The 18,246-nt window shown below is 69.9% G+C and carries 17 protein-coding genes; 8 read left to right on the top strand and 9 right to left on the bottom strand.

Annotated elements, in window-relative coordinates:
* The first annotated feature begins 14 nt into the window (after nt 1-14).
* On the top strand, nt 15-1,637 hold the full coding sequence (locus AB0I12_RS10340; RefSeq protein ID WP_359927364.1) for an AMP-binding protein: 1,623 nt from the start codon (nt 15-17) through the stop codon (nt 1,635-1,637).
* Here the strand turns inward: AB0I12_RS10340 and AB0I12_RS10335 are convergent.
* Entirely contained in the window at nt 1,573-2,730 is a 1,158-nt protein-coding gene (locus AB0I12_RS10335; protein WP_359927362.1) for an MFS transporter, read from the bottom strand. The two genes, AB0I12_RS10340 and AB0I12_RS10335, sit on opposite strands and share 65 nt — an antisense overlap.
* Before the next feature lie 50 nt (nt 2,731-2,780).
* Between AB0I12_RS10335 and AB0I12_RS10330 the strand changes: the two genes are divergently transcribed.
* A complete protein-coding gene (locus AB0I12_RS10330; RefSeq protein WP_359927359.1) occupies nt 2,781-3,221 on the top strand; it encodes a helix-turn-helix domain-containing protein in 441 nt (146 codons plus the stop codon).
* Here AB0I12_RS10330 and AB0I12_RS10325 read toward each other — a convergent pair.
* Nucleotides 3,214-4,176 carry a LysR family transcriptional regulator gene (locus AB0I12_RS10325; protein WP_359927357.1) on the bottom strand — a complete coding sequence of 321 codons (963 nt, stop codon included), beginning with the start codon at nt 4,174-4,176 and terminating at the stop codon, nt 3,214-3,216. The two genes, AB0I12_RS10330 and AB0I12_RS10325, sit on opposite strands and share 8 nt — an antisense overlap.
* Nucleotides 4,177-4,183: 7 nt before the next feature.
* On the opposite strand from AB0I12_RS10325, the gene AB0I12_RS10320 reads away from it, so the two are divergent.
* Nucleotides 4,184-5,341: an MFS transporter gene (locus AB0I12_RS10320; protein ID WP_359927354.1), complete on the top strand. Its 1,158-nt coding sequence runs from the start codon at nt 4,184-4,186 to the stop codon at nt 5,339-5,341.
* Here the strand turns inward: AB0I12_RS10320 and AB0I12_RS10315 are convergent.
* From AB0I12_RS10315 to AB0I12_RS10305, 3 genes are read right to left on the bottom strand one after another with little or no spacing between them, the layout of a single operon-like run.
* Complete coding sequence (locus tag AB0I12_RS10315; RefSeq protein WP_359927351.1) at nt 5,315-6,262, bottom strand: R2-like ligand-binding oxidase; 948 nt, start codon at nt 6,260-6,262, stop codon at nt 5,315-5,317. The genes AB0I12_RS10320 and AB0I12_RS10315 overlap by 27 nt on opposite strands.
* Complete coding sequence (locus AB0I12_RS10310; protein ID WP_359927349.1) at nt 6,259-6,852, bottom strand: TetR family transcriptional regulator; 594 nt, start codon at nt 6,850-6,852, stop codon at nt 6,259-6,261. The genes AB0I12_RS10315 and AB0I12_RS10310 overlap by 4 nt, the downstream gene beginning before the upstream one ends.
* Before the next feature lie 55 nt (nt 6,853-6,907).
* On the bottom strand, nt 6,908-7,837 hold the full coding sequence (locus AB0I12_RS10305; RefSeq protein WP_359927347.1) for a TauD/TfdA family dioxygenase: 930 nt from the start codon (nt 7,835-7,837) through the stop codon (nt 6,908-6,910).
* A gap of 112 nt (nt 7,838-7,949) precedes the next feature.
* Between AB0I12_RS10305 and larE the strand changes: the two genes are divergently transcribed.
* The gene (gene larE, locus AB0I12_RS10300) at nt 7,950-9,425 is read left to right on the top strand and encodes an ATP-dependent sacrificial sulfur transferase LarE (protein ID WP_359927344.1); all 1,476 of its coding nucleotides are present in this window, start codon (nt 7,950-7,952) and stop codon (nt 9,423-9,425) included.
* A gap of 127 nt (nt 9,426-9,552) precedes the next feature.
* Complete coding sequence (locus AB0I12_RS10295) at nt 9,553-9,936, top strand: cold-shock protein (protein ID WP_355482957.1); 384 nt, start codon at nt 9,553-9,555, stop codon at nt 9,934-9,936.
* Here AB0I12_RS10295 and AB0I12_RS10290 read toward each other — a convergent pair whose 3' ends face one another.
* Nucleotides 9,937-10,665 carry a TetR/AcrR family transcriptional regulator gene (locus AB0I12_RS10290; protein ID WP_359927340.1) on the bottom strand — a complete coding sequence of 243 codons (729 nt, stop codon included), beginning with the start codon at nt 10,663-10,665 and terminating at the stop codon, nt 9,937-9,939.
* 99 nt (nt 10,666-10,764) lie between these two features.
* Here AB0I12_RS10290 and AB0I12_RS10285 point away from each other — a divergent pair, with 99 nt between their 5' ends.
* Nucleotides 10,765-12,315 (top strand): MFS transporter, encoded by a 1,551-nt coding sequence (locus AB0I12_RS10285; RefSeq protein ID WP_359927337.1) that lies wholly within the window; start codon nt 10,765-10,767, stop codon nt 12,313-12,315.
* Nucleotides 12,316-12,376: 61 nt separating this feature from the next.
* On the opposite strand, the gene AB0I12_RS10280 is transcribed toward AB0I12_RS10285, so the two are convergent.
* Complete coding sequence (locus tag AB0I12_RS10280; RefSeq protein ID WP_359927334.1) at nt 12,377-14,236, bottom strand: MFS transporter; 1,860 nt, start codon at nt 14,234-14,236, stop codon at nt 12,377-12,379.
* A gap of 119 nt (nt 14,237-14,355) precedes the next feature.
* Here AB0I12_RS10280 and AB0I12_RS10275 point away from each other — a divergent pair, with 119 nt between their 5' ends.
* On the top strand, nt 14,356-15,129 hold the full coding sequence (locus tag AB0I12_RS10275; protein ID WP_359927331.1) for a DUF3027 domain-containing protein: 774 nt from the start codon (nt 14,356-14,358) through the stop codon (nt 15,127-15,129).
* Nucleotides 15,130-15,162: 33 nt separating this feature from the next.
* Here the strand turns inward: AB0I12_RS10275 and AB0I12_RS10270 are convergent, their stop codons facing one another.
* Entirely contained in the window at nt 15,163-15,474 is a 312-nt protein-coding gene (locus AB0I12_RS10270) for a DUF2530 domain-containing protein (RefSeq protein ID WP_359927328.1), read from the bottom strand.
* A 234-nt stretch (nt 15,475-15,708) separates the two neighbouring features.
* Between AB0I12_RS10270 and AB0I12_RS10265 the strand changes: the two genes are divergently transcribed.
* Nucleotides 15,709-17,181 (top strand): NCS2 family permease, encoded by a 1,473-nt coding sequence (locus AB0I12_RS10265; protein ID WP_359927325.1) that lies wholly within the window; start codon nt 15,709-15,711, stop codon nt 17,179-17,181.
* Here AB0I12_RS10265 and AB0I12_RS10260 read toward each other — a convergent pair.
* The gene (locus AB0I12_RS10260) at nt 17,142-18,242 is read right to left on the bottom strand and encodes a hypothetical protein (protein WP_359927322.1); all 1,101 of its coding nucleotides are present in this window, start codon (nt 18,240-18,242) and stop codon (nt 17,142-17,144) included. The genes AB0I12_RS10265 and AB0I12_RS10260 overlap by 40 nt on opposite strands.
* Nucleotides 18,243-18,246 lie beyond the last annotated feature (4 nt).

The following is an 18,246-nucleotide window of genomic DNA, read 5'->3' as shown; positions in this document are numbered from 1 at the left end:
TGACGATGGCAACCATGAGCCAGCCGTCGTACGCGTCCGGGGTGTCCGAGGTTCCGTTGCTGGGCGAGACGATCGGCGCGAACCTGAGACGCACGATCCGCGAGTACGGCGACCGCGAGGCGCTCGTCGAGGTGCAGACCGGGCGGCGCTGGACGTACGACGAGTTCGGCGCCGAGGTCGAGCTGGTCGCGCGCGGCCTGCTGGCCCGCGGCATCGCGAAGGGCGACCGGGTCGGCATCTGGGCGCCGAACCAGGCGGAGTGGACGATCACGCAGTACGCGACCGCGCTGATGGGCGCGATCCTGGTGAACATCAACCCGGCGTACCGCACCCACGAGCTGTCCTACGCGCTGAACCAGTCGGGGGTCCGGCTGCTCGTCTCCGCGACCGAGTTCAAGACCAGCGACTACCGGGCGATGGTCGACGAGGTGAAGCCCGACTGCGCGGCCCTCGAACAGATCGTCTACCTCGGCACCGGCGACTGGGACGGACTGCGCGACGACGCGTCCCGGATCCCGCTCGACGGGCTGCACGCCCGCGAGGCGGAGCTGTCCTTCGACGACCCGATCAACATCCAGTACACCAGCGGTACGACGGGGTTCCCGAAGGGCGCGACGCTCAGCCACCACAACATCCTGAACAACGGCTTCTTCGTCACCGAGACGATCGCGTTCACCGCCGACGACCGCCTGTGTATCCCGGTCCCCTTCTACCACTGCTTCGGCATGGTCATGGGCAACCTCGGCTGCACCACGCACGGCGCCTGCATGGTGATCCCGGGGCCGGCGTTCGACCCGGCCGCGACGCTCCAGGCCGTCCAGGACGAGCGCTGCACCGGGCTGTACGGCGTACCGACGATGTTCATCGCCGAGCTCGGCCTGCCGGGCTTCGCGGACTATGACCTGACCAGCCTGCGGACCGGGGTGATGGCCGGGTCGCCGTGCCCGGTCGAGGTGATGAAGCGCTGCGTCGCGGACATGCACATGGCCGAGGTCGCGATCTGCTACGGCATGACCGAGACCTCGCCGGTGTCCACGCAGACCCGGCGCGACGACGACCTGGACCGCCGGACGTCGACCGTCGGCCGGGTGATGCCGCACGTCGAGGTGAAGCTCGTCGACCCGGCGACCGGGCTGGTCGTCGAGCGCGGCGAGACCGGCGAGCTGTGCACCCGCGGGTACTCGGTGATGCTCGGGTACTGGGACGAGCCGGACAAGACCGCGGAGGCGATCGACGAGGCCCGCTGGATGCACACCGGCGACCTCGCGACGATGCGCGAGGACGGCTACGTGAACATCGTCGGCCGGATCAAGGACATGGTCATCCGCGGCGGCGAGAACGTGTATCCGCGCGAGATCGAGGAGTTCCTCTACACGCACCCGGCGATCGCCGACGTCCAGGTGATCGGGGTCCCCGACGAGAAGTACGGCGAGGAGCTCTGCGCCTGGATCAAGCTCAAGCCGGGCGCCGACCCGCTCGACGCCGACGCGGTCCGGACATTCGCCGCCGGCAAGCTCGCGCACTTCAAGATCCCGAAATACGTCCTGCTCGTCGACGCCTTCCCGATGACGGTCACCGGGAAGATCCGCAAGGTCGAGATGCGCGAGAAGTCCGTCGAGCTCCTCGGACTGAACTGAGCAGCGACCCCGCGCCGAAGGCCGCGCCCAGGACGCACACGGCAATCCAGCCGGCACGCTCGTACAGCGCCGTGGAGGCGATCGCGCCGACGGCGCTGCCCAGCGAGTAGAACATCATGTACCCACCGATCAGCCGGCTGCCGGCGTCCGGCCGGTAGATCAGGCTCTGGTTGGTGACGTGGATCGCCTGTACTGCGAGGTCGAGCAGCACGGCGCCGATCGCCAACCCCACCAGGGAATGCGCCGTCACCAGCCAACTCGTTGCCAGCAGCATCGAAGCTCCGATGACGACGATCCGCCCCTGTCCGCGATCCGCCAGCCGCCCGGCCGGCCCGGCGGCGAACGCCCCCGCCGCGCCGATCAGTCCGAACGCGCCGATCTCGGTGTGCGACAGCCCGCGCTCCGTCAACGGCAGCGCGATCGAGGTCCACAACGTGCTGAACGACGCGAACACGAAGAACGCCCGAACGGCACTCTCCCGGAACAGCGGCTCCCGCCACAGCCCAACCGTCGACCTCAGTAGCTGACCGTAGGTCGGCACCGAACCCGCGCCCAACGGCGCCGGCGCGCTTCGGCGGGTGAAGAGCAGGGCGATTGCCAGGCAGGTGGCGCAGGCGGCGAGGTACACCGCTCGCCAGCCGAGGAGGTCGGTGAGGATGCCGGACGTGGTTCTGGCGAGGAGGATGCCCAGGACGATTCCGGTGGTGACGGTGCCTACTGCGCGGCCGCGTCGGGTGGGATCAGCCAGCGCGGCGCCGTACGCGACCAGGGACTGGGTGACTACGGCGAGGGTGCCGACGGTGGCCAGGCCCAGCAGGAGCATCGCGGCGTTCTGGGCGAGGCCGGTCGCGAGCAGGGCTGCGGCGAGCAGCAGGAACTGGAGTTGGATCAGGCGGCGCCGGTCCAGCAGATCGCCCAACGGGACAAGGAAGAACAGGCCGAGTCCGTAGCCGGCCTGCGTCACGGTGACGAACAACCCGACCGTCCCGGCGGCGATCCCGAGGTCCGCGCCGATCGTCACGAGCAGCGGCTGGGCGAAGTACACGGTGGCGACCGCGACACCGGCTGCCATCGCGAGAAGTTTTGGTTGCATCTTGCTACCGTAAGATCAGTTGGTAGCATGTTGCAACCAGGAGGTGCGGGATGGTCAAGAGGACCCGGTTCGACGACGAGAGTTGCCCGGTCGCGCGGTCGGTGGACGCGGTCGGCGACTGGTGGTCGCTGCTGATCGTGCGCGACGCGTTCGACGGCAGCCGCCGGTTCGGCGACTTCCAGCGCAGCCTCGGCGTCGCCAAGAACATCCTCAGCGCCCGGCTGCGGTCCCTGGTCGACCAGGGGATCCTCGAGACGGTCCCGGCCGGCGCCCGGCACGAGTACGTGCTGACCGCCAAGGGCGAGGCGCTGTTCCCGGTGATCGTCGCGCTGCGCCAATGGGGCGAGGCCTTCGCCTTCGAGCCCGGCGAACCGCATTCACACCTGCTGGATCGCCGCGATCAGCAACCGCTCCGGCCACTAGAAGTGCGCGCTGCCGACGGCCGTCTCGTCGCTCCCGCCGACACCGAGGTGCACAAGCTCGTCAGCTGACCTTGAGGTGTTCCGCGAACGCTTGCAGGGCAGGGGTTTCCTCACCGCGGCGCCAGCTCAGGGCCAGGGCCGAGTCGGGGACGCCGGTCAGCGGGATGCTGATGATGTCGGCGCGCTGGTTGCGGCTGGCGGTGGCCTGGCAGACGAGCATCGCGCCGCGGTCGGCGGCGATCAGTGAGAGGCCCTCCGAGAAGGTGCGCACCTCGGGGCCACGATGGATCAGTGATCCGGCCGGGGTCTGCGTCGGGGCCTGGGTCAGGCGCCAGTAGGTCGGGGCCGGGCCGGAGAAACCGATCAGGGTCTCGCCGGCCAGGTCCTCCACGTCGACCGACGGGCGGCCGGCCAGCCGGTGCCGCTTCGACACCGCGAGGGTCTGCGGCACCTTGGAGAAGATCGGTCCGACCACGAGGTCGTCCTCCGCGATCGGCAGCAGCGCGACGGCCGCGTCGACGTCGCCGCGCCGCAGGGCGCTGAACGGATCGTTCATCGGGAGCTCCCAGACGTCGATCAGGCAGTTCGGGTTGCGCGACTGGAAGGCCGACACCGCGTTCAGGATCTCGTCGTTCACCGTGCCCTGGAAGCCGATCCGGAGCTGCCCCTTGACGCAGGCGGCGTACTCGCGGGCATTCTCGACCACGCGCTCCAGGGCGACGTACGCCGGGCGCAGCGACGTCAGGAACTCCTTGCCCAGCGGGGTCAGCGCCACCCGGCGACTGGTCCGCTCGAACAGCGGTCCGCCGATCCGTCGCTCCAGCGCCTGCAGCAGTTGACTGACCCGGCTCTGCGAGAGGTACAGGCGTTCCGCCGTACGGCCGAAGTGCAGCTCGTCGGCGAGGACGAGGAAGCACTCCAGCTCACGGATCTCGACAGCCACGGCGTACCTCCGATCGATGAGCTCAGCTAATACAAGCATGACCAGATCGCCGTTGTTCCGCACCTCCTCCTGACGGCTCACTGGAGGTATGACGACGATCTGCGCCGACGAGACAGTCACCCGGGGATGGGCCGCACCGATCACGATGGCCGTGACGGTGTTCACCGTGGTGACCGCCGAGATGCTCCCGGTCGGCCTGCTCACACCGATCGGCGAATCACTCCACGTAACAGAAGGCACCGCGGGCCTCGCACTGACGACAACAGGCCTTGTCTCGGCAGTGGCCGCGCCTGTGCTGCCGCTTGCGCTGGGCAGGTTGGACCGCCGGGCAGCGCTGGGTGGGTTGATGGTGTTGCTCGCCCTCGGGTCGTTCGTCGTCGCGATCGCACCGGTCTACTGGATGTTCATCGCAGCGCGAGTCCTGATGGGCCTTTCCATCGGCGGTGTCTGGACGCTGACCATCGGCCTGGCCCGCCGCGTCGTACCCGAGCATGCAGCCGGTCCTGCAACCTCACTCATCTTCAGTGGCATCGGAATCGCTTCGGTGCTGGGCATCCCGGCCGGCGCATACGTCGGTGAACTCCTCGGCTGGCGCTGGGCCTTCGCAGGCGTCGGCGTGCTGTCCCTGGCGCTGGCCGTCGCACTGACCTTCCACCTTCCGTCGCTCGCACCGGAGCAGGCGGTGGGGTGGAAGGACGTACGCGATGTCCTGCAGATCAAGCAGGTCCGCGTCGGCCTCCTGCTGGTCACGTTGATCGTGACGGGCCACTTCGCGGCGTACACCTACATCCGTCCGCTCCTCGAACCGCACACCGGTCCGGCGCTGATCGGGACCTTCCTGCTCGCGTACGGCGTGGCGGGTGTCATCGGCAACTTCCTGACCGGCGCCCTCCGCCCGTCCCGGGCCCTGACCGTCATCGCGGGCGGCATCGCACTGTCCGCACTGGCCATGCCTCTCATCGGTACGACGATCGCGGGATCCCTTGTCCTGCTGGTGATCTGGGGTCTCGCGTACGGCGGGACGAGCGTCAGCACCCAGGCTTGGGGACACGCGGCGGCGCCCAGTGCCCCCGAATCGTCGTCCGCTGTCCTGGTGGGGGTGTACAACGGAGCGATCGCACTGGGCGCCTTCACCGGCGGCCAGGTCGGCGACCGCCTCGGTACGACGGCGGTCACCTGGCTGCCCGCGGTCCTCGCGACCGCGGCGCTGCTCGTCCTGCTAGCGAACCGCCGCCAGCGCGGCTGAGTCCTCGTCGCCGAAGTCGTCCTCGAGCTTCTCCGGCGAGTAGTCGAGATCGATCCCGGCGACGTCGGCGCCGACCGCCGACTCGATCGCGCCGAGCCGGCGGGTGGCGCGATCGCCGGCGTACGTCATCAGGGCCGTCGGGTTGATCTCCGGCGGCAACTCCGGCGAGTTGTCGAGCGCCCACTGGATCTGTACCAGTGCGTGCGGGAGGAGCTCCTCCATCGTGTCGGTGACGACCTTCCAGTTCGACGCGTCGGCGGCGACGTGCCGGCGGCAGGTGAACGTGCCCCACGCCATGTGCCGCCGTTCGTCGTCACCGATCCGGCGGATCAGCTCCTGCATCCCCGGCAGCACGCCGCGCGACGTACAGAGCAGGTTCCACGCGTGGTACCCGGTCAGCGCCAGAGTCCCTTCCACCACGTGGTTGTAGGTCACCGACGCGCGGACCTGGTTGGCCGGCGACGGGTCGTCGGACAGCGACTTCAGCGCGACCGGCAGTGCCTCGTAGAAGATCGCGCGATAGCCCGGGTTGTTCTCGACGTAGCGGTGCAGGTCCTCGGTGACGCCGACCGCGTCCAGCCAGAGCCGGAAGACCGCGGTGTGCTTGGCCTCCTCGAAGCAGAACTGGGTCAGGTACATTTCGTCGCCGAACCGGCCCTCGGCCGCCATCGCCTGCAGGAACGGCTGCAGGTCCTCGGTCACCGCCTCCTCGCCGGCGATGAACTGCGAGCAGAGCATCAACGCGTTGTCCTTGTCGTTGTCGCTCAGCTCCTGCCAGTCCTTCGCGTCCTGGCTGAAGTCGATGTCGCGCGGGTTCCAGAACTTGCGGTTGCCCTTGTCGAACAGCCGCAACGGCATCGCGTCCCAGTTGAGGCCGCCGGCCTTGAGCGAGCTGAAGCCTTGCCTGTGCAGGTCGTTCATACGTGCTGCCTCCGGGATTCGGCGAGGAAGGGTGACAGAACACGAGCCAGCTGCGCCGCCACCACCGCCGGGGGAGGGCCGGGGGTGACGATGTGGCTGATGACGACGCGCAAGGCGACGTCGACGCAGCTGGTCGCGTCTTCCGCAGGCACCTCCGGCCAGTGCTCCCTGACATGGGCATCCAGTCGGAGGTGTGCCAACTCCAGCACCTGCTGCCCCCGTGTGGTCAGCAGTTGACTGGCCTGGTCCGATCCCGGCTGACCCAGCGCCGCCTTCACCAGCGGGTTCTCCCCGGCCAGTGTGAGCGCCCGCTCCACGGCGGCCCGGAGGCCGTCGATCGGATCGGACTGCTCGGCGAGCGCTGCGTTCACATGCAGCAGGAACCGCTCGGTCTCGCGTGCCGCGACGGCCTCCAGTACGCCCCACTTGTCGCCGAACTCGTTGTAGACGGTCTGCCGGGACACCCCGGTCCGACGAGCCACTTCGGCCATCCGAAGCCCGTCGTACCCACCTGTCTCGATGGCGTCCTGCGCAGCGTCCAGCAACTCGTCCCGCAGCCGGCGTTTGGTCCGATCGGCAAACGAGTCCATGCGGACGAGGGTTTACAAAATCGGTCCTGATGTCAAGCACTCGGACATCATGTCTTCAGTTGTCAAGTGCAGAGAAATGCGACGCGTCGCCCGTTCGCGGCGTACTGCGGACACCGTCCACGCTCACCGGGACGTCGCCGGCGAGCGTGATCCGGTGCAGCCGGCGCGGCTGGTCGTCGTAGTCGGCGACCCCGTAGTGCTGCGTCGCGCGGTTGTCCCAAATGGCCAGGTCGCCCGGCTGCCATTGCCAGCGGACGGTGTTGTCGAGGTTCGTGACCCGGTTCTGCAGGAGCTGGAACAGCGCGGTCGTCTCGGCGCTGCTCAGCCCGACGAACCGGCGGACGAAATGGCCGAGCACGAGCGCGCGCTCGCCGGTCTCGGGATGGACGCGGACCGCCGGGTGCTCGGTCTCGAACACCTTCGACTCGAACTGCCTGCGGTGCTCCTCGACCTTCACGTCCACGCCGCCGATCCGCCCCTCGTCGGCGTGCCCGGCGTAGTCGTACTTGTTGCTGTGCACGGCCCACAGTCGGTCGACGAGGGCTTGCAGGGACCGCGGCAGGTTCGCGTACGCCGTGACCGTGTTCGCCCAGCTGGTGTTCCCGCCGTACGCCGGGAGCGTGACCGCGCGGAGCAGGCTGATCGCGGGGATCCGGTCGACGAACGTGACGTCGGTGTGCCAGCTGTTCGCCTTGCTGTAGTCGGAGTCGATCGGCAGCACGTTCGCGGCGCCGTCGAGGCTCTTCGAGGTGGGATGCGCGAGCGTCGGCGTACCGAGCAGCTTCGCGAACGCGAGCTGACCCGCGTCGTCCAGATGGTGCTGCTCGCGGAAGAAGATCACCTTGTGCTCGAGCAGGGCCTGCCGGATCGCGGCCACGGTCTCCCCGGCCAGGTCGCCGCCGAGGGCGACGTTGCCGATCAGGGCGCCGAGCGCCCCGCCGGCCTTGGTGACGGTGATCTCCGGTGCGTCCAGTTGCGTGGTCATGACGGCTCCTTCACGGTCGGTTAACAGCCATAATCCAACCGAATTACTAGACATATCGGCCGTTTCGGGATGCGAGACCACGCCGCCGGCGGGAGCACGTAGGGTTGGGGACGTGTCAACCGCCGCTCTTGAACCCGCCCCCGATACCGCCGACGTGCCGGAGTTGGTGGTCGGGTTCGACCTGGACATGACGCTGATCGACTCCCGCCCGGGGATCCAGGCCGTCTGGGACCTGCTGGCCGCGGAGACCGGCGTACCGATCGACACCGACCTGGTGGTGAGCCGGCTCGGGCCGCCGCTGACCTGGGAGATGGCGAACTGGTTCCCGGCCGAGCAGGTCGACACGATGGTCGCGCGGTATCGCGAGCACTACCCGTCGCACGCGATCACCGGCAGCCTGCCGCTGCCGGGCGTGGCCGAGTCGCTGGCCGCGATCCGGGCGCTGCGTGGGCGGACGATGGTCGTGTCCGCGAAGCACGCCCCGTCGGTCCGGCTGCATCTCGAGCACCTCGGGCTCGACGTCGACCAGCCGGTCGGCGACCTGCACGGCGCCGAGAAGGGGACCGCGCTGCGTGAGCACCGGGCCACGATCTTCGTCGGCGACCACACCGCCGACATCGACGGCGCGCACGCGGCCGGTGCGGTCGCGGTGTCGGTCGCGACCGGCCCGTTCACCGCGGACGAGCTGCGGGCGTACGGCGCCGACGTCGTGCTGAACGACCTGACCGAGTTCCCCGCCTGGCTCGACGCGTACGTGCTCGAGCAGCGGCTCGAAGCGCTCATGCGGCGGCTGTCGTCGTACGACAAGATGGTGGTCGCGTTCAGCGGCGGCGCCGACTCGGCGTTCCTGCTCGCGGCCGCGGCCCGGGCGATCGGCCCGGCGAACGTGGTCGCGGCGACCGCGGTGTCGCCGTCGCTGCCCACGGCCGAGCTGGAGCCGGCGGCGCGGTTCGCGGACGCCCTCGGGGTCCGGCACGTCACGCCGCACACGCACGAGATGGAGCGCGAGGGGTACCAGGCGAACTCGGGCGCCCGGTGCTACTTCTGCAAGGCCGAGCTGGTCGAGACGCTGCAGCCGATCGCGGACGACTTCGGCATCACCGCGATCGCGACCGGGACGAACGCCGACGACGCGATCGCCGGGTTCCGGCCGGGCATCCGGGCCGCCTTCGAGCGGGGCGCGCTGACGCCGCTGAAGGACGCCCGGCTGACCAAGGCGCAGATCCGGACGGCGTCGCGCAGCTGGGGTCTGGAGACGTCGGACAAGCCCGCCGCGGCCTGCCTGTCCAGCCGGATCGCGTACGGCATCCGGATCACCCCGAACCTGCTCGTCCGGGTCGACCGCGCCGAGCAGGCGGTCCGCGCGCACCTCGCGTCGTACGGCGTGCAGAACGTGCGCGTCCGGGACCTCGGGGAGACCGCCTCGATCGAGATCGACGCCGCGTTGCTGGACCGCGTGGACCACGAAGCGCTGGTGAATGCGGTCATGGCCGCAGGGTTCCCGGCCGCGCAGGTGGACCCGCGCGGGTTCCGCTCCGGCTCGATGAACGAACGGCTGGCGGAGCCGGAGAAATACCGGAACCTGTAAGGGGTGCGGGGAGGCTGCTCGATCAGGTAGTTTCCCGGAGGCGCCGTCGCGCGGTGTCACGTACGCTGGGTTTCCTGATCGGGCCTCACGGCCCTGTTGCTTCCGACGATCGACTGAAGAGGTTGCCGTGCCCGTTGGCAAGGTGAAGTGGTACGACTCCGAGAAGGGGTTCGGATTCCTCAGCAAGGAGGAGGGCGGGGACGTCTATGTCCGCGCCGAGGCCTTGCCGTCGGGTGTGACCAACCTGAAGCCGGGCCAGAAGGTCGAGTTCGGCGTCGTCGAGGGACGCAAGGGCGAGCAGGCGCTGCAGGTCCGGCTGATCGACCCGCCGCCGTCGGTGGCCAAGGCGATGCGCCCGAAGCCGGAGGAGATGCAGGTCGTCATCGAGGACCTGATCAAGCTCCTCGACCGCCTCGGCGAGAACTACCGCCGCGGCCGCCAGCCCGACAACAAGTCCGCCCGCCAGGTCGCCACCGTCCTGCGCGGCGTCGCCGACAAACTCGACTACTGATCAGCCGCTGCGGCGGTTGATCAGGGCCTCGATACCGTCCAGCACCGTGGTGAGGCCGAAGTAGAACTCCGACGGGTCGTTGTCGACGTAGTCCTGCGGCTCGTCGAGCCCGGCCGCGATGGTCGGGAACCGGTCCGGGTCGGCCAGGCTCCGCAGCCGGCGGGCATACCGCTCGCCGGCCACCGCGGCCTCGTCCGGCGGCAGGCTCAGCATGCTCGCGCTCAGCCCGGTGGTACCGCGGACGTAGATGTTCACCAGCAGCATCGCCGACATCCGGTCGGGCGGCGTCAGCGGTGTGTTCTCGAACGCGCGCAGGCCCTCCTCCATCCAGACCAGCTGGTTGGGTGACAGCGGCGGCTCGACCACCGGCACCTGCAGGATCCACGGGTGTTTCAGCAGCGCGGCCTGGAACGAGGTCGCCCAGGCGGTGATGCGGTCCCGCCAGCCGTCCCCACCGCTCGCCCGGGCCGGTAGTCCGAACGCCTGGTCGAGCATGACGACGTACAGGTCGTCCTTCGACTCGACGTAGCGGTAGAGCGCCATCGTGGTGACGCCGAGCTCGGCCGCGACCTTGCTCATCGACAGGGCGCCGAGCCCGCCCGCGTCCGCGAGCTTGATCGCCGCACGGCCGATGTCGCTCACCTGGAAGGCCGGCTTCGGCCCCGGGCGGCTCCGCCCCTCGATACCCCACAACTGCTGCAAGACCCTCGGCAGCTCGCTCTCGTCCATGCGCCGCAGTCTATCTGTTTACAGCATAGACAGTCTTGTGTATGGTCTGTGTACGGCGCACACAGTGTGCGGCATATACAGATAAACCGGAGGGGTGTCATGGGTACCACCGAACGGGCGGGCCGCAAGGAATGGATCGCGCTCGGCGTGCTCGCACTGCCGCTGCTGCTGGTCTCGATGGACGTGTCGGTGCTGTACTTCGCGGTCCCGTTCATCAGCGCGGACCTCGGCGTCGACGCGACCGAGCAGCTGTGGATCTTCGACATCTACGGGTTCGTGCTGGCCGGCCTGCTGATCACCATGGGGTCGCTCGGCGACCGGATCGGCCGCCGCCGGCTGCTGCTGTTCGGCGCGATCGGCTTCGGGCTCGCCTCGGTCGCGGCGGCGTACGCGCAGAACCCCGAGCAGCTGATCGCGGCCCGCGCGCTGCTCGGGATCGGCGGCGCGACCCTGATGCCGTCCACCCTGGCGCTGATCCGGAACATGTTCCACGACCCGAAACAGCGGTCGAAGGCGATCGCGTTCTGGAGCGCGGTGATGATGGGTGGGATCACCCTCGGTCCGGTGCTCGGCGGGTTCCTGTTGGAGCACTTCTGGTGGGGGTCGGTGTTCCTGATCAACACTCCGGCGATGGTGCTGCTGGTCGTGCTCGCGCCGGTGCTGCTGCCCGAGTTCAAGGCTCCGGTGCGCGGGCGGTTCGACCTGCTGGGTTCGGTCCTGTCGCTGGCCGCCGTACTGCCGGTGATCTGGGGGATCAAGGAGCTGGCGGCGCACGGTGTGTCCGCGCTGCCGGTGGCGGCGATCGTGGCCGGGCTGGTGTTCGGGGTGCTGTTCGTCCAGCGGCAGCGGACCGCGGAGCACCCGATGGTCGACCTGTCGATGTTCCGCAACCGCGCGTTCAGCGGGTCGCTGGCGGCGAACACCATCGGCACCCTGGCGCTCGTCGGCAACGCGGTGTTCCTGACCCAGTACCTGCAGCTGGTGCACGGCCTCTCCCCGTTCAAGGCCGCTCTGTGGTCGCTGGCCCCGTCGGTCCTGGTCGGCGGCGCGGCTCCGCTCGCCACCGCGCTGGCCGGGAAGATGGACCGCGCCTATGTGATCGGTGGAGCGTTCGTGCTCGCGGCTTCGGGGTACGGCGTGCTCACCCAGATCCAGGTCGACTCGTCACTGGTGGTGCCGCTGCTCGGCGCCGGGCTGCTCGCGGCCGGGCTGGTGATGGTGATGACCCTGGTGACCGAAGCGGTGGTGGGCTCGGTCGCGCCGGAGCGGGCCGGGTCGGCGTCCGCGGTGATGGAGACCTGCGCGGAGTTCGGTGGCGCGCTCGGGATCGCCGTCCTGGGCTCGATCGGCACCGCGGTCTACCGCGCCGACGTCCCGTCCGGTCTGCCGGCCGGCGTCGCGGCTCCGGTCCGCGAGGGGCTGCCCGCGGCGACCGCCGCAGCCGCCCAGCTGCCCGCGCAGCTGGCCGACACCGTCCTGGCCACCGCCCGGCACGCCTTCACCCACAGCATGAGTGTGGTCGCCCTGGTCGGCGCCGTCCTGCTGCTCGTCACCGCAATCGGCAGCACCCTCACCCTCCGCGGCACCAGCCACGCCAGTGCTCCCGCCGAGGAGCCGGCGGGCGAGGAGGCGGACGTAGCCACCGTCTGAACCAGGGGCAGATGGGAGCGCGGACACCTGGTGTCCGCGCTCCTTGTCGTTTGCCCGTGGATCAGCGCGGTGGGCGGCGGGGGTTGCTGCCGGGGCGGCGTTTGAACGGGCTGCGGTTGCGTTCCTCGGTGGGTTCCTCGGACCAGGGCTGCGGGTTCTCGCCGGTGTTCTCGTCGTCCTCGGGCTGGCCGCTCCACCAACGGCCGATGGGCTGCTCAGGCGGCGGCTTCCGGTCGCCGGTGCGCCACTCGACGGTGGGTTCGTCGTGCGAGCTTGAGCGGCGCCGGCGGTTGGCCCGCTGCTCGGCAACGCTGAGGATCGTCCGGGTCGTGCTGTCCGCGTGGTGATCGCCCTCGTACGCCGGGTCGTGGTCGCGGTCGTGCGGGTGCGCCGCAGCGTGCGGCTTGGTGTGTGCGTCGGTGCGCGGGCCGCCAAGACCGCCCGGGCGCAGCGGCCCCGGGGTCGTCCGGGAACTCGGCCGCATCCGCAGTACGAGGATGACGACCACCAGCAGCACGCCCGCGAGGAAGCCGAACCCGAGGCGCGGGATCAGCGGCAGCACGATGCCGCAGCCGCCGCCGATCACCCACGCGAGCTGCAGCACCGTCTCGGACCGCGCGAACACCGATGTCCGCACGGACTCCGGCACGTCGCGCTGGATCATCGCGTCCAGCGACAGCTTGCCGAGCGAACTGCACAGGCCGGCCACCAGGCCGAGGGCGATCAGGATCGGCAGGCCGTACAGCACCGCGACGGCGACCGCGACCGCCGCGTCGACGAGCAGCACCACGAGCACGACCGTTTCCGGTTTACGGGCCCTGAGCAACGATCCGAGGAGGGTGCCGAGGCTGTTGCCGATACCGGCCGCGGCGATCACCGCCGCGGCCGCGACGGCGCCCTTGACCCCGCTGACCGGCTGGTCGCGGAGCAGGAACGCCAGATACATGGTCAGGAACCCGGACACGAACCGCAGTCCCAGGTTGCACCGGATCCCGCGCGCCACCGCGGCGGTGATCGCGCGCCGCCGGGCGTCGCGCCCCGCCGTACCGGTCACCTCTTCGTCGGCGGGGGAGTCGACCGCGGCGGGCAGCCGGATCGCGAGGATCAGGCCGACGATGTACACCAGCGCGGCCCAGCGCAGCGACCACTGCGGCCCGATCGCGGCGAACGCGGCCGCGATGCCGGCCCCGATGGTCGCGCCCGCGACACCGGCCAGCGAGATCCGGGAGTTGGCCGTGACGAGCGTGATCTGCTTGGGCAGCAGCCGCGGTACGGCGGAGGCGCGGGTGACGCCGTACGCCTTGGAGGCGACCAGGCAGCCGAGCGCCGCCGGATACAGCCAGGCGGAGCCGTCGCCGGCGATCGACGACGCCAGGCTCCAGACCAGGAACGCGCGGACGCCGAGGGTCGCCCCGATCGCCCAGCGGCGGCCGTGCCGGAACCGGTCGAGGATCGGGCCGACCAGCGGCGCCATCAACGCGAACGGCGCCATCGTCAGCAGCAGGAACAGCGCCACCCGGTCGCGCGCCTCGCCGCTCGGCACGGTGAAGAACACCGTCCCCGCCAGCGACACCGCGAACGCCGTGTCACCCGCCGCGTTCACCGCGCCGAGCTCGATCAGCCGCGACAGCCCCGACTCACCCGCGCCCTGGGCGCTGGTCAGCCCGCGGATCCGGCGCCCGGTCGCGCGACCGACCTTCCCGCTGACCTCCGCGGCCTTCTTCGACGCCGACGCGACACCTTCCGCGCCCACCTTCGACGCGTGCCCGACCTTCTTCCCCGCGGTCCCCATCCGCCCGCGCGCGTCACTGAACCGGTCGCCGGCGGACTTCCCGGCGGCCTTGGGCCCGCCCGCGTCGCCGCGCGGCGGACCGCCGGCGGCGTTGCCGCCGGGATTCGCCTTCGGGTCCGGGGAGTGCATGGAACCATCCTGCCTCGTGCCGGGGACAGACCGCAGGCAACCGCGCGTACGAGCGGTGCGCGGCGGCCTGGGTGACGGCGGTTCGGCGTACTGCGGACGGCGTGCGAGAATGGGCGATTGTGACTCCCGTCAGAACCCCCGAACCGGTACGCGCCAAGCCCGACGCCGTCTGCGTCGCGGCGGTCGAACCGGCACGTGAGGCCGCGATCGCCGAGGCCGGCGCCGCGCAGGTCGGGGAGCACCTCGGTCATTCGGTCGAGGGCGAGCGCCTCGTCACGCACTACTTCGCCTCCACCCACCCCGGGTACCGCGGCTGGCGCTGGGCCGTCACGCTGACCCGCGCGTCACGCGCCAAGACCGTCACGGTCAACGAGGTCGTGATGCTGCCCGGCGACGAGGCCGTCGTCGCGCCGGAGTGGATCCCGTGGTCGGAGCGTGTCCAGCCCGGCGACCTGCGCCCCGGTGACCTGTTCCCGACCCACGCCGACGATCCGCGCCTCGAGCCCGGGTTCACCGACACCGCCGACGCGCCGGAGGAGGTGCTCACGGTGGTCGAGGAGCTCGGCCTCGGCCGCGAGCGCGTACTCTCGCCGGTCGGGCGGGAGGAGGCGGCCGAGCGGTGGTACGCCGGCGACTTCGGGCCGACGTCCGCGATCGCCCAGGCCGTGCCGTACAAGTGCTACTCCTGCGGCTACTGGATCCGCCTCGCCGACAGCCTCGGCCAGGCCTTCGGCGTCTGCGCCAACGAGATGGCCCCCGGCGAGGCCCGCGTCGTCGCCTACGACTACGGCTGCGGCGCCCACTCCGACGCCACCATCGACATCACCGAACCCCCCACCCCCGACCACGCCTTCGACACCACCGGCTACGACACCCTCGAACTCGAGAACTAGCCCGCCAGATCGCGTCTGTTCGGCCGGGGGAGGTCAGTCTTCGGTTTCGGGGCGGTGGCCGGCTTGGATGGCGGCCCAGCGGCGTTTGCAGTACCAGAGGCCGATCAGGCCGAGGCCGATGCCGGCGACGGGGACCCAGAGCCACCAGTCGAGGCCGTTGGCCTCGAGGTGGTCGCGGAAGATGAACAGGACGACGAGGGCGACGGCCCAGAGGGCGATGCCGGTGATCACGCTGGGGATGCCGGACAGGTCGAGCGGCTTGACCTCGGCGTGGACCAGTTCGCCGCGGGCCAGCTGACTGGTCGGGTCGGTCCGCTTCTTGGCTGCCCCCTGATCCTCCGTCACGCCACCTACCTTAGGGCATGTCTCCCGATCCCACGCCTACTGCGCGGCACTCGGCACGGCACCTCGCCGCACGGGTGCAAAGGCCACGATGCTCCGCATCGAGACCTTCGCCCCCGCACGCCGATGCACCGCACCGAGCACCTGCTCGCTACGACGTGGGATCGGGAGACATACCCTAGCTTCGTTTCCGATTAGTGCTCGCAACTGCCCGGCAGGAACTGGCACGATGCGGTCATGAGCTCGTCCCAGGCCGCGACGGCCCGCTCCGGTTCCGGTCCTCTCGACTCGTTCTTCAAGATCACAGAACGCGGATCCACGCTCGGCCGCGAGGTGCGCGGCGGGCTGGTCACCTTCTTCACGATGGCCTACATCGTGGTGCTGAACCCGCTGATCATCGGCACCGTGAAGGACGGCGCCGGTCAGTTCATCGGCGGCGGCACCGACCCGGCGGCGGCGATCGCGAAGGTCGCGGTGGCGACCGCGCTGGTGGCCGGCGTGGTGACGATCCTGATGGGCCTGTTCGCGAACTTCCCGCTGGCGCTGGCCACCGGCCTGGGCCTGAACGCGTTCATCGCGTTCTCGGTGGCGACCAAGATGACCTGGGCGGACGCGATGGGCCTGGTGGTCCTCGAGGGCCTGATCATCCTGGTGCTCGTGCTGACCGGCTTCCGCAAGGCGGTGTTCGAGGCCGTGCCGCTGCAGCTGAAGATCGCGATCAGCGTCGGCATCGGCCTGTTCATCACGTTCATCGGCGTGGTCGACGCGGGCTTCGTACGGCGTCCCGCGGCGCCGGGCGGTCCGCCGGTCGAACTCGGTGTCGGCGGCAACCTTCACGGCTGGCCCGTCCTGGTGTTCGTGGTCGGCCTGCTGCTGATCGTCACGCTGTACGCCCGGAAGGTGAAGGGCGCGATCCTGATCGGCATCCTGGTCTCGACCGCGCTGGCGATCGTGCTCGAGTCGATCGCGACCATCGGCGCCCGCACCGACAAGAACCCGGGCGGCTGGGGCCTGAGCGTGCCGAAGCTGCCGGACCGGTGGTTCACCACACCGAACCTGGACACGATCGGCGAGTTCAACCTGTTCGGCTCGTTCGAGAAGATCGGGGCGGTGTCGGCGCTGCTGCTGATCTTCACGCTGATGCTCGCGGACTTCTTCGACACGATGGGCACGATGACCGCGATCGGCGCCGAGGCCGGCCTGAACGACAAGGACGGCATCCCGCCGAACTCGCAGCGGATCCTGGTCGTGGACAGCCTGGCGGCGGCCGCCGGCGGCGCGGCATCGGTGTCCAGCAACACGTCGTACATCGAATCCGCATCAGGTGTCGGCGAGGGGGCGCGGACCGGGCTCGCGAGCGTGGTGACCGGGGTCTGCTTCCTGATCTCGATGGTGGTCGCGCCGCTGGTGACGCTGGTTCCGTACGAGGCGGCGACGCCGGCGCTGATCCTGGTCGGGTTCCTGATGATGACGCAGGTGAAGGGCATCGACTTCGACGACATCGAGGTCGCGTTCCCGGCGTTCCTGACGATCGTGCTGATGCCGTTCACGTACTCGATCTCGGCCGGTATCGGCGCGGGCTTCGTCTCGTACGCCGTGCTCAAGACCGTCCGCGGCAAGGCCCGCGAGGTGCACCCGCTGATGTGGGTGGTGTCGGCGCTGTTCGTGGTCTACTTCGCGATCGGCCCGTTGACCGACTGGCTCACCTGACGCAACTCGAGGTACTCGGTGCGCGCGGTGAACAGGTCGCGCAGTTCGGCGCTGACGGTGTCGAGGAACTCGGTGCGGTACGTCGAGTCGGTGAGCAGCGCGATCGAGTAGTACAGGCCGGTGAAGTTCGCGATGCCGACGGCGACCTTGATCAGCGAGGCGCTGAGGACGAGCGGGTGGTCCAGCAGCGTGAGGTGGTACGACCAGGAGCCGGCGTCGACGCCCCACTGTTCGTAGATGTGTTCGCTGATCGCGAGCATGCCGAAGGCAACGAAGAACAGTCCGACGCCGGCACTCACCACCAGGACCTGCATCCACTGCCGGATCACCAGGCTGACGCTGACGTTGAAGCGCTGGATCGGGCGCAGCGGCGGACCGGACCCGGCGGTGCGCTCGATCGCGTCCACCTCCAGCGGCAGCCGGATCAGCAGGAACACCGTGCTCAGCAGGGTGAAGGCGATCACCGAGAAGACGATGAAGGCGGCGGGCATCCCCGCGAACACCTGCCACATGTCCGCGGTCATGAACAGCACCAGTGAGAAGACCAGCAGGAGCGGCAACGCCCGGATGAAGCTGGCGACCGAGTTGGCCAGCTCGCGGGCCAGCTGGCGCATTCCCCAGACGACGGTCGCGATGAAGCCGTAGCCGACCACGACGTACACCGCTCCCAGCAGCACCAGGTTGCCGCCGGCGACGCCGAAGAACTGCTTGAGCTGTCCCTGGGTGACCACCGGCAGCAGTGCGGGCAGCAGCACGAACACCGCCAGCTCCGGGATCCCGAACCGGGTCGGCAACGACCAGAACGGCCGGCCGCGGAACCCGTTCAGCAGGCCGAAGCCGACGACGAGCGCGACCAGGCCGCCGATCGCGGCCAGCAGGTTCTGCCACCACAGCCAGTCCAGCGAGGTGGCGCCGAGCATCTCGGCCAGGAACACCAGCCAGAGCAGCGGCGCGGCCCGCGTGTAGATGTCGTGCGTGGGCGAGAAGTCCTCGATGAACAGCGGCAGTCCCGCCCGCCGGAACCGCTGCTCGTACCGCTCCAGCTCGGCCGTCGTCCCCATGACC

This window comes from Kribbella sp. NPDC050459 (genome assembly GCF_040655315.1).
GTDB lineage: Bacteria > Actinomycetota > Actinomycetes > Propionibacteriales > Kribbellaceae > Kribbella.
This window is presented reverse-complemented; position numbering and strand designations above follow the sequence as displayed.

What these genes read in the sequence shown, in the direction of transcription:
- AB0I12_RS10340 (WP_359927364.1), top strand. Translation starts at nt 15, where the DNA reads ATGAGCCAGCCGTCGTACGCGTCCGGGGTGTCCGAGGTTCCGTTGCTG.
- AB0I12_RS10335 (WP_359927362.1), bottom strand. Translation starts at nt 2,730, where the DNA reads ATGCAACCAAAACTTCTCGCGATGGCAGCCGGTGTCGCGGTCGCCACC.
- AB0I12_RS10330 (WP_359927359.1), top strand. Translation starts at nt 2,781, where the DNA reads ATGGTCAAGAGGACCCGGTTCGACGACGAGAGTTGCCCGGTCGCGCGG.
- AB0I12_RS10320 (WP_359927354.1), top strand. Translation starts at nt 4,184, where the DNA reads ATGACGACGATCTGCGCCGACGAGACAGTCACCCGGGGATGGGCCGCA.
- AB0I12_RS10315 (WP_359927351.1), bottom strand. Translation starts at nt 6,262, where the DNA reads ATGAACGACCTGCACAGGCAAGGCTTCAGCTCGCTCAAGGCCGGCGGC.
- AB0I12_RS10310 (WP_359927349.1), bottom strand. Translation starts at nt 6,852, where the DNA reads ATGGACTCGTTTGCCGATCGGACCAAACGCCGGCTGCGGGACGAGTTG.
- AB0I12_RS10305 (WP_359927347.1), bottom strand. Translation starts at nt 7,837, where the DNA reads ATGACCACGCAACTGGACGCACCGGAGATCACCGTCACCAAGGCCGGC.
- AB0I12_RS10290 (WP_359927340.1), bottom strand. Translation starts at nt 10,665, where the DNA reads ATGGACGAGAGCGAGCTGCCGAGGGTCTTGCAGCAGTTGTGGGGTATC.
- AB0I12_RS10285 (WP_359927337.1), top strand. Translation starts at nt 10,765, where the DNA reads ATGGGTACCACCGAACGGGCGGGCCGCAAGGAATGGATCGCGCTCGGC.
- AB0I12_RS10280 (WP_359927334.1), bottom strand. Translation starts at nt 14,236, where the DNA reads ATGCACTCCCCGGACCCGAAGGCGAATCCCGGCGGCAACGCCGCCGGC.
- AB0I12_RS10265 (WP_359927325.1), top strand. Translation starts at nt 15,709, where the DNA reads ATGAGCTCGTCCCAGGCCGCGACGGCCCGCTCCGGTTCCGGTCCTCTC.
- AB0I12_RS10260 (WP_359927322.1), bottom strand. Translation starts at nt 18,242, where the DNA reads ATGGGGACGACGGCCGAGCTGGAGCGGTACGAGCAGCGGTTCCGGCGG.